Below are 7,017 nucleotides of genomic sequence, written 5' to 3' on the forward strand. Positions count from 1 at the left end.
CACCTCGCACCCCAGCGTCCGAACGCGACCAGGAACGAGCCCTCCGTATGGGCGAAACGCCCCAGCCACCACGCGCCCCCCGCCCCCCATCCCGCCCGGCGCTACGACCGCCGGCCTCGGCGGACCTGCCACCTGCCGCAACCCGCAACTGTCCAGCCGGTCACCATCGTCGCCCTGCTGGCCACCCCCGAAGCAGCCCGTCCCTCACTGCCCGCCGCAGTCCCGGACGTGATCCCCATGCGCCGAGGCTGAACCCAACGACTGCCAGGCGGGCCCACCACCCCTGCGGGCCCGCCTGGAGAAAAAGACCTCGCCACCGCGAAGCCCTCTGACATCGTTGCGCTCCATGGCCGAAGCGATAGTGATGTTTCTCGACGCCGCCGCAAGCGCAGCGGTCGAGAGCCTGCGAGACCAATTGGACCGGCACGGACTGGTCAGCCCGACGACTAACTCCCGTCCCAGACACCGGCCACATGTCTCCCTGGCCGTCGCTCGGACCATCACGCTGAACGATCCCTCGCTCATCAGTCGGATCGCTCAACAACGTCTGGACATCCGCATGGAATCGATCGGGACCTTCGCCGGACCTCAGGGCGTCCTGTTCCTCGGCGTCACCGTCACACAGTCGCTGCAAGAGGCCCAGCGGCGGCAGGGCCGCCTCATCGTCGGGCCGCCGCCGAGCACGCCGCGCTCGCTCATCTACTCGGCCCGCGCGAACGACCGAATGACAGCGGTCGGGGCGCTGATCGCCGGCGGTGTGGGCAGCGGTGTCGCGCTCGGCTCGTGATCGCTCCGGTCGGAGCCGGGATTCTTCGCAGATCGCGATAACCATCCGACCAGTGGTGCGTTCAAGGCGCCCAAGCTTTGGTCCATTCCACGCGTGAATCGCGCAAGCCGCGGAAACTTCTTGTTAAAACATAGGACCTCTGTGAAACTTGGCCGCCACGCACCGCCCGCCAAGAGCAGGGACAGCACATGAGCACTGCGTCACTCCCCGGTGATTCATCCGGGCTCGGGTCGGGGGTCGACCGCCGCTCCCTGCTGAAGCTCGGCGGGCTGCTGGGCGCCTCCCTCGCGATCAGCGGGCTCCCGGTCTTCACCTCGAAGGCGCAGGCCGTGACCCGGCCCGGTACGCTGACGCTGGTCCCGCCGGCCACCGCCACCCGGCTCCGGTACACCTCGCCAGGCAGCGCGGCGAACATCATGCAGGAGGGACTGGCGGTCGGGAACGGGCGCCTCGGCGCGATGGTGACCGGCGACCCGGCGTCGGACGCGCTTTACCTGACCGACATCACGCTGTGGACCGGGGGCGCCAACGCCAGCCTCGGCAGCGACGGCCAGTTTCCCTACGGCGTCAACAACTTCGGCTCGTACCAGTCGCTGGCCCAGGCGCGCGTCTCCGTCCCGGCGCACGCGCTGTCGGCCGTCACCGGCTATCAGCGGGTGCTGGACCTCAGCAACGGGTATGTGTCAGCGTCCTACCAGTACAACGGGGTCACGTACACGCGTGAGGTCTACTCCAGCAACCCGGACGACGTGCTCATCGTGCGGCTCAAGCAGAGCGGCGGCGGCAGCTACACCGGCAGCGTCTCGCTCAGCGGCACGCACGGCGAGACCACCAGCGCCGATTCGGCAGGTCCCACCGCTTCGTTCAGCGGCACGCTCGCCAACGGTCTGAAGTACGCGTGCGCGGTCGCAGTGACCGCCACCGGCGGCACGGTCGCGGTCTCCGGCAGCAGTGTCACCTTCACGTCGTGCAGCGAGGTGATCCTCGTGTTCTCCGGCGGGACGAACTACAAGCCGGACCGCACGGTCGGCTACAAGGACAGCACCCTGAACCCGCTGTCCGTCGCCCTCGCCAAGGCCAACGCCGTCGCCGGCGTCAGCGGCGACTCGCTGCTGGCCACCCATGTCGTGGACTACCAGGCGCTGTACAACGCCACGACCGTGAACCTGGGGGCCTCCAGCGCCGCGCAGCGCGCCATGGACACCCCCTCCCGGCTCACGGCGCGCGCCGCGTCCGGTGCGGCGCCGGACCCGGAGCTGGAGGCGTCCTACCTGCAGTTCGGCCGGTACCTGACCATCACCGGCTCGCGGGGGTCGCTGCCGACGAACCTGCAGGGGCTGTGGCTGGACAACAACAATCCGGCGTGGATGAGCGACTACCACACCGACATCAATGTCCAGATGAACTACTGGCTGCCCGACCGGGCCGGGCTGGGGTCCTGTTTCGACGCGTTCGCGAACTACTGCGTCGCGCAGCTGCCGGGGTGGACGGCCACGACCCAGAGCCTGTTCCAGAGCTCGACCAACGGGTTCCGGAACAGCAGCGGCAAGGTGGCGGGCTGGACCGTCGCGATCAGCACCAACACCTGGGGCGGCGGCGGGTGGTGGTGGCACCCGGCCGGCAACGCCTGGCTGGCCAACACCCTGTACAGCCACTACGAGTTCACGCTGGACGCCAGCTACCTGCAGCGGATCTACCCGCTGCTCAAGGGCGCCTGCCAGTTCTGGGAGGCCCGGCTCATCACGGATCCCGGCACCGGCAAGCTGATCGACGACGCCGACTGGTCGCCCGAGCACGGGCCGAGGAACGCCAAGGGCATCACCTACGCACAGGAACTGGTCTGGCAGCTCTTCCAGAACTACACCGCGGCCGCGGCGAAGCTGAACCAGGACTCCGCCTACGCCGCCACCATCGCCGGCCTCCAGGCGAACCTCTACCTGCCGCAGGTCAGCCCCACCACCGGCTGGCTCGAGGAGTGGATGACGCCGGACAACCTCGACACCTCCGACATCACCCACCGTCACCTGTCGCCGTTGGCCGGCCTGTTCCCCGGCGACCGCATCACCGCCGACCAGAGCCCGGCGGCGCTGCTCACCGGCATCACCAACCTGCTGACCGCGCGGGGCATGAACTCGTTCGGCTGGGGCATGGCCTGGCGCGCGCTGTGCTGGGCACGGCTGAAGAACGCGGGCATGGCCTACCAGGCGGTGACGACCGTGCTGCAGCCCTCGGTGAACTTCAGCAACGGGACAGCGATCAACTTCTTCGACATGTACAGCTTCGGCAGCAGCTCGGTGTTCCAGATCGACGCCAACTTCGGCACTCCCAGCGCGATGATCGAGATGCTGGTCTACAACCGCCCGGGCCTGGTGGAGCTGCTCCCCGCGCTCCCGGACGCCTGGTCGGCCGCCGGCAGCGTCACCGGCGTCCCGGTCCGCGGCGCGATGACGCTGGACATGGCATGGTCCGGTGGGCAGGTGACCACGGCGACCCTGCACGGCACGCCCGGCGCCGGCACCACCGTGAAGTTCGGCGCCTGGTCCCGGGCGGTGACCGTCGGCAGCGGTGGCACCGTCACGGTCACCCCCCCTCCGCGCGCGACGGTCTTCAACCTGGTCAACCGCCGCAGCGGCAAGGCGATCGACGTTCCCGGATCGTCGACGACCGCCGGCACCGCCCTGATCCAGTACACGCTGCGCAATTCGCCGAACCAGCAGTGGAAGTTCGCCCCGGCCGCAACCGGCTACACGATCACGAACGTCAACTCCGGCCTGGTCACCGACGTCAAAGGCGGCAACACCGCCGACGGCACCGCCATCATCCAGTGGCCCGCCAACACAAGCACGAACCAGGAGTGGACGCTCGCTGACGCCGGCGACGGCTACGTCAAGCTGGTGTGCGTCCGCAGCGGCAAGGTGATGGGGGTCAGTCAGGACTCGACGTCGGACCTGGCCGGCATCACCCAGCAGACCGACACCGGCGACATCAGCCAGCACTGGCAGCGGATCGCAGTGGGCTGATGTCGACACCACGGCGCGCACGGACCGGCGGCGACGAACTCGTCGAGGTGATCGGTTCCATGTACGGCACTAGCCTCGATCTTGCATGACGGTCCGTCGGTTTCTCCGGCGGGCCGTTTCTCTCTTGTGGGTTGGTCGTGGGCAGGTTGATGGCCCGGCTGTCGCGTCGGGTGGGCGCCGGGTTCCACTGCTCCGGTGGGGTGACGCTGTCCGCAGGGATTCGAGGGTGCTGGTCAGCCGGGGTTCGGCAGGGCTTGGAGCCGGTCGGCCGCTGCGGTGATCACGTCGGTCCAGGGCCAGTGCGCCGCGAGGCGGAGGTAGCGTCGGCGGCCGGTGGTGACGAGTTGCGCGGCGGCTGAGAACAGGCGGAAGCGAAGCTTCTTGGGTTCCCAGCGGCGGGTCTTGCCGGTCAGGGCGAGCATCGGCATCCAGGCCAGCAGGTCCAGGGCGAGCTGGACGATCTCCAGCCAGATCTGGTTCTGGGCGAGGCCGTGGAAGGGAAGATTACGCAGGCCGGTGGAGCGGGCGTCCCGGATGCGGTCCTCGCAGCGGGCGCGCTGGCGGTGGCGCAGTTCGAGCCCGGCGATGGCAGCACCGGGAGTGTTGGTGGCGAAGCAGGTCAGGCGCATGCCGTCGGCGTCGGTGAAGCGCAGTTGGGCTCCGGGGTGCGGGCGCTCCTTGCGGACGATCAGCCGTATCCCCTTCGGCCACCCCTGCAGGCAGTCCCCGCCGATCTCGGCCACCCAGGCGCCGTCGCGGACCTCGCCGCCGGGCTCGACGGCCGGGGTCCAGGCCGATGCCGGGACCTTCAGCACGGTCTGGTGAATGGTGTCGGTGATGGCCATGCCGACCGAGTACGACAGCCACCGGCCCCGCGCTGCGAGCCAGTTGACGAACTCGTGGGTGCCGCCGCCGGAGTCGGTGCGGATCAGGGTGCGGCGCCCGCGCCGGAAACGCTTCGGGAGTTGGGCCAGGGACAGCTGGGTGGCGGTGATGTGGTCGGCGGCGGTGTTGCTGCCCGCGTTCCCCGCTCTGAGCAGGCCCGCGACCGGCTCACCGGCGCCGCCCGCCCCGTGGTCGACGAACCCCATGATCGGATGGTGGCCGAACGTCCGCTTCCAAGTCGCCGCGGCGTCCTGCTTGTCCGAGTGCGCGATCACCAGCACCCCGTCCAGGTCCACGATCGCCTGTCCACCCTGGTCGGGGGCGGCTTCCCCGGCCAACGCCCATACATGTTCGCGGACCTGAGCGCGGGCCCGGCGGATCGCGGCCAACGCGCGCTTCTCACTGCCGGCAAGCGTGTCGACCAGTCGGGAGACGGTCGGGTCGGAGGCCACCGGCCCGAACACCGCCGGCTCGGCCCGCAGCATGGAGACATCGGACAGACAGTCCCCGCCCAGCGCCACCGCGAGCGCCACATCCAGCAGGATCTTGCCCGGATCATGCACCGCCCGCTGCTTGCACCATGGCGCCAACGCCGCCGATATCGCCGTGTCCAGCCCGGTCTTGCGGACCGTCTCCGCCAGCAGCACGGAGCCAGCCTGGGAAACCGCTCCCCGGCCCCCGCCCTCGACACGGACACGGGGGTACGACCCGGTACTCCTCTTCACCTGAGGAGTGCAGCTTTCCTGACGACGACATGGACCCTAGACAAGTCCCATCGTCCCAGGTCAGACGCGCTCCTCACTTATTTGATCAAGCATCGGACACCCGCGGCTCCTGTGGGAACCGGGCGTTTATCCGGCGAGGTTGAGGTTGTGCAGGCGGGCGATACCCAACATGGCGTAATGGACGCCGTCGCCCTTGAGGCGGCAGTCGCGGAGGATCTTCCATGTCTTCATCCGGGCGAAGACGTGCTCGACGCGGGCCCGGACCTGCTTGTGCGAGCGGTTTGCTCCTGCTTCCACTCGGACAACTCCTCGCCCGGGGTTCGGCGGTGGGGCATCAGGAGCCCGGTGCCCGGATAGCCGCCGTCAGCCATCGTCAGGGTCTTGCCCACGGCGGCCTTCGCGCCGGATTCCGCCCACGCCTTGCAGTCGTTGCGGTTGCCGGGCAGGGGTTTGCCGATCACGACGACCAGGAGGGTGTCGGCGTCGATGACGACCTGGTGATTGGTGGAGTAGCGGTAGTTCTTGGACTGCTCGGCGATGCTGTGGTCGCGGGTGGGCACCAGGGTGCCGTCCACGATCAGCACGGTGTCCTTCGCGAACCGGCGCCGAGGCTGGAGCGCGAGGCGCGGGCCGAGGTGGTCGATGATCCGGTCAGCCGCCGATTTCGATACGCCAAACAACGGGGCGAGTTGGCGCATGGTCAGGTTCGTTCGCCAGTACGCGGCGACCATCAGCACCCGATCCTCCAGCGGCAACCCCCAGGGCCGGCCCCGCCGTGCCAGATCCGCTCCCTCGCGGCGCAGGGCGGTCATCAACTTCCCGAAATTGCGTGGGCTCAGCCCGGTGAACGGGGCTATCCAGGACGGCTTAGACGCCGTGATCACAGCAGTCACACCATGATCATGTCACCGTACCATAGGAGGTCGGCGAGCGCGTGGCAGTTACAACGAGATCCGCCCGGTCAGCCACCACTCCAAATACTTGGCCAGGCTCGGTGCAACCCAAGTGCGGCTGTCATCCTCATGATTCCAGGCGAAGACATCGGGGCGCTTCAGCCCGGGGAGGAGAGCGAACAGGTCCCCGTTCCCTGCGTCCGCGAAGAAGAGCAGCGGATCGAAGGGCATGTAAAGCTCGGCGAGCTCCCTATCCCCACGCAGAGTGCTGTTCTCCGTGGCGATCCGCTCAGCCGGCCAGATGAGACCTGCCTCCCCTCGATGCCATCACTCTCCCGAAGCAATCCCGCAAGGTCCTCAGGCAGCGGATGCCTCAGGACTGCGGCGCACCTGAGCAGTGATGATTCCGAGGCTGGAGGATGGAACACCACCGGGCCGGGCAGAGGCAGCGACCAGTTCGGTCCACACGGTGGGATCGGCCTCCACAGGCTTGTCGGCGATCAGGTGCTCAAGAGAGCCCACGAGCGACGTCTGGCGCTCCTGGCGAAGTCATCAGTATGACCCCACCACCCCCTCATGGACGGCACGAAGATCAGTTACGGGACAGCCCTTAGGGCTTGCAGATCATTAACCTGTCGTCTTGATCTTGTCGTGAGGCTCGCCGGTTTGGGCGAGGACCCGAGCCTTGAGGGCGGCGAGGACGATGG

At 68.4% G+C, this 7,017-nt stretch carries 4 protein-coding genes and 1 pseudogene; 2 read left to right on the top strand and 3 right to left on the bottom strand.

The genetic code is table 11. The features are described from left to right. Window positions 1–346 precede the first annotated feature (346 nt). Both ACIBK3_RS42540 and ACIBK3_RS42545 read left to right on the top strand, forming a co-directional pair. The gene (locus ACIBK3_RS42540; protein ID WP_399373655.1) at window positions 347–787 is read left to right on the top strand and encodes a hypothetical protein; all 441 of its coding nucleotides are present in this window, start codon (window positions 347–349) and stop codon (window positions 785–787) included. Between the two features lie 188 nt (window positions 788–975). Further along, window positions 976–3,807, top strand: coding sequence for a glycosyl hydrolase family 95 catalytic domain-containing protein (locus ACIBK3_RS42545; protein ID WP_399373656.1), 2,832 nt, complete (start codon window positions 976–978; stop codon window positions 3,805–3,807). A gap of 233 nt (window positions 3,808–4,040) precedes the next feature. Here ACIBK3_RS42545 and ACIBK3_RS42550 read toward each other — a convergent pair whose 3' ends face one another. The 3 genes and pseudogenes from ACIBK3_RS42550 to ACIBK3_RS42560 form a co-directional block, all read right to left on the bottom strand. Next, window positions 4,041–5,417 (bottom strand): IS1380 family transposase, encoded by a 1,377-nt coding sequence (locus tag ACIBK3_RS42550; RefSeq protein ID WP_399373658.1) that lies wholly within the window; start codon window positions 5,415–5,417, stop codon window positions 4,041–4,043. A 126-nt stretch (window positions 5,418–5,543) separates the two neighbouring features. Continuing rightward, window positions 5,544–6,310: pseudogene (locus tag ACIBK3_RS42555) on the bottom strand (transposase). Window positions 6,311–6,358: 48 nt separating this feature from the next. Next, on the bottom strand, window positions 6,359–6,613 hold the full coding sequence (locus ACIBK3_RS42560) for an SMI1/KNR4 family protein (RefSeq protein WP_399373666.1): 255 nt from the start codon (window positions 6,611–6,613) through the stop codon (window positions 6,359–6,361). Window positions 6,614–7,017 lie beyond the last annotated feature (404 nt).

Source organism: Streptomyces sp. NPDC050287, from assembly GCF_044459385.1.
Lineage (GTDB): Bacteria > Actinomycetota > Actinomycetes > Streptomycetales > Streptomycetaceae > Streptomyces.